Origin of the sequence: Formosa algae (assembly GCF_001439665.1) — a bacterium.
GTDB classification, from domain to species: domain Bacteria; phylum Bacteroidota; class Bacteroidia; order Flavobacteriales; family Flavobacteriaceae; genus Formosa; species Formosa algae.
The window spans coordinates 1-3,344 of record NZ_LMAK01000051.1; the positions used below are offsets into that span (position 1 = coordinate 1).

Below are 3,344 nucleotides of genomic sequence, written 5' to 3' on the forward strand. Positions count from 1 at the left end.
AGACCTGCAATTATGGCTATAGGTACTGCGTTTGTTGATTTCTTTGAATTATCTGTTATTTTATTTGACATATTTTTATGGATATTTTACAAGGATATTTATAGTATAGACTTAGAAAATTAATTTCATTTGTTCATCAAAACTTTCTATTAGCTTGAATTGATTCTTTGCGCGATCTAGATTATGGTTAGGGTATTTTATTTTATAATAAATATCATTATTTAAGAAATCTGTTAGAAAACGTAAGGCCATAATAAATATCATGGTTTTAGCTCCTAATGGTAAATATTTAAGTTCTAATGGTGTTAAGGCATTATGAACAGTTTCTAAAAATCCTTTTTCATACGCTTGATAATAAGACTTGTTGAACGACACCAAATCTAAATTTATTTCATCTTCAGCTGCTGTATTACAAATAGTTCGTATTGCATCACCAAAATCATAATGAATTATTCCAGGCATTACTGTGTCCGTATCGATAACACATAACCCTTTACCATCTTTATCGAATAAGGCATTCGAAATTTTCGTATCATTATGGGTTACCCGTAGTTTAATTGCCCCAGTAGATTTTAGTTTCTGAAGAATATGCATTTCTGCTCTTAAAATTTCCACACGATCAATTAAAAGCTCAGCTTGTTCTATTCGTTCTTCTGAGGCTTGTTTTAAGGCATCATCAAACTGGGAATATCGGAAAGACATATCGTGAAATTTCGGAATCACATCTATCAATTGATCTGCATCAAAATCTGCTGTTAAGTTTAAAAACTCTCCGAATAATTTTCCACCTTCGTAAGCAATCTTTTCACTTTCAACAACATTATGTGTAAAACTATCTGATATAAAAATTGATAAATTCCAATAATTTCCCTCGATATCAATGAAATATGACACCCCATTAGAGGTCGGAATAAAAGTTAAAACTTTTCTATGCAGTTCTGATTTATCAAGATTTTGAAACTTATTTTTTAGGTGATTACTTATTGCTACTTTATTAGAGATTAACCCAGGAACATCTTTAAAAACCTCATGATTAATACGTTGCAAAACATAAGATTCACAAGTATTTGTTTCTATTAAATAAGAATCATTAATATGTCCAGAGATTAATTCTTTAGACGACACATAATTTGAACCGTGTTCAAATTGATTAAAAATAAATTCTATTTTAGTTTTCATCATCAGACCACAGATTTGAAGGATAAACATTCTCTGATTTTAATTTTGAAATCACCTGTTGAGCTATTTTTTTATCTTCCTTATAAGTGACACCAAACCACTTGGCATCAGATTTCAAAACCTTAACTGTTGCTATTCCTGAATTTAAAATCTCATTCACTACACTGGGAATAAAAAATTCTGCCTTTGGATTATCCTTATTTTTCTCTAAAAAAGTCTCAAATAATTGTGATCCAAATTCAAAACATTTAGGAGTAAAGCCCCAAAAATTCATAGATACTACAGTGTCTTCATCAATAGAAATCATACTTCCATCTTCATCCTTTCGTATAATTCCAGAAGGTGTTTTCTCGATATGCAGTCGCTCAGTCACATCGGTTAGAAAACCATTAGAGTCAACTTGACATTCTCCCCTAGACACATATCCGTTTTCTGATACTGTATTTTTCAACAAGTAAGCCATAGTACAAAAATTATAAGAATCCTTATCCGTTTCCGTTAATGCTTTTGCCATGGTTTGAAAAGCTTCTTTACCATAAAAATCATCGGCATTTATTATAGCAAAATTTTCATTTACTGCTTCTTTAGCCATTAATAATGCATGTCCTGTGCCCCATGGTTTTTTACGCTCGGTATTAATATAAGCTTCGGGTACATTTTCTAGTTCTTGAAATACGTAATCTACTTCTGCTTTACCCGCTAATTTTTTATTAAATACTTCCCTAAATTCATCTTCAATATTCTTTCTAATTATAAACACAAATTTCCCAAAACCTGCTTGCAAAGCATCATATATAGAAAAATCCATTATTGTATCGCCTTCTGGTGAGAACGTATCTAATTGTTTTAATCCACCATAACGGCTTCCAATTCCTGCTGCTAAAATTACTAATGTTGGTTTATTCAAATTCATAATATAATTTTTAATTAAGCAAACTTCAATTCAAATAATTTGCTTTATAAATTAATCTTTACGCTAAGTTATGCATGTAAAAGCAATAAAAAAAGAAAAAACTAATAAAATGTGCTCGAGCACACTATATTTGTGTACGTGCACATTTCTATATGTTAAAAATATAGTAAAGTTTATTATATTTGTACCGATGAATAAGAAATATACAATTAAGGATATAGCTTTACTTGCAGGAGTATCTAAGGGAACTGTTGATCGTGTACTACATAAAAGAGGTAAAGTATCAGATATTGCATTAAAAAAGGTGACAGATATTTTGGAAACTATAGATTATAAACCAAATCTGATAGCTCAAAATTTAAAAAATAATAAAACCTATCATATATGCGCTTTACTTCCTGACCCTGAAGTTGATAATTACTGGAAACGTTCTAAAATAGGTATTTTAAATGCAAGTCAGGACTTTGCTGCATTTAATGTTATAGTCACAATTATTGAGTTTAACCCACAATTTACAGAATCATTTATAGAGAATCATGAAAGGGTTCTAAAAGAAAAACCAGATGCTGTTTTACTAGCGCCACTTTTTTATAAAGAAGCTCAAAAAGCAATTACAGATTATAAAAAATTAAATATACCTGTGATAACATTTAATAATCAGGTTACTCCAATTACTGCAGAAGGTTTTGTAGGTCAGGATTTGATACAAAGTGGACGTGTAGCTGCTAGATTATTTGAAACCACTTTAAGAGAAGGCAACATTACTATTATACATATTAATGAAGACATAACTAATGCAAGACACATGCAAGAAAAAGAAACTGGTTTTAGAGATTATTTTAATTCTATAACTACTTCAACGTTTAATATTGCTACACTTCATATAGAAGCAGATAAATTGGATACTACCTTAACCAGCTATTTAGAAAATAATTCAGATACTTTAGGTTTATTTATTACAACTTCAAAATCTTATTTAGTTGCAGAAACATTAGAACTTTTAAAAAAGGATGATATTATATTAGTGGGTTACGACTTATTAGATATGAATGTTAAATATTTAAAGTCTGGTCGAATTACATATCTAATAAATCAGAATCCAAATCATCAAGCACATTTAGGAATTACTAAACTAGCAGAATATCTTATTTATCAAAATAAAATTTCTAAAACCACATATCTACCTTTAGATATTATAAATTCTGAGAATGTTATGCAGTACATCATAAATAAATAATTTTCAATAGAAAAT

3 protein-coding genes are annotated in these 3,344 nt (G+C 29.3%); 1 reads left to right on the forward strand and 2 read right to left on the reverse strand.

Annotated features, from left to right (window positions below):
- Positions 1 to 111: 111 nt before the first annotated feature.
- Together AST99_RS12470 and AST99_RS12475 are read right to left on the reverse strand one after the other, a co-directional pair.
- Positions 112 to 1,182: a phosphotransferase enzyme family protein gene (locus tag AST99_RS12470; RefSeq protein WP_069727850.1), complete on the reverse strand. Its 1,071-nt coding sequence runs from the start codon at positions 1,180 to 1,182 to the stop codon at positions 112 to 114.
- Positions 1,169 to 2,092 (reverse strand): nucleotidyltransferase family protein, encoded by a 924-nt coding sequence (locus AST99_RS12475; protein WP_057782171.1) that lies wholly within the window; start codon positions 2,090 to 2,092, stop codon positions 1,169 to 1,171. The genes AST99_RS12470 and AST99_RS12475 overlap by 14 nt, the downstream gene beginning before the upstream one ends.
- A gap of 190 nt (positions 2,093 to 2,282) precedes the next feature.
- Here AST99_RS12475 and AST99_RS12480 point away from each other — a divergent pair, with 190 nt between their 5' ends.
- The gene (locus tag AST99_RS12480) at positions 2,283 to 3,329 is read left to right on the forward strand and encodes a substrate-binding domain-containing protein (RefSeq protein WP_057782172.1); all 1,047 of its coding nucleotides are present in this window, start codon (positions 2,283 to 2,285) and stop codon (positions 3,327 to 3,329) included.
- Positions 3,330 to 3,344: the final 15 nt, after the last annotated feature.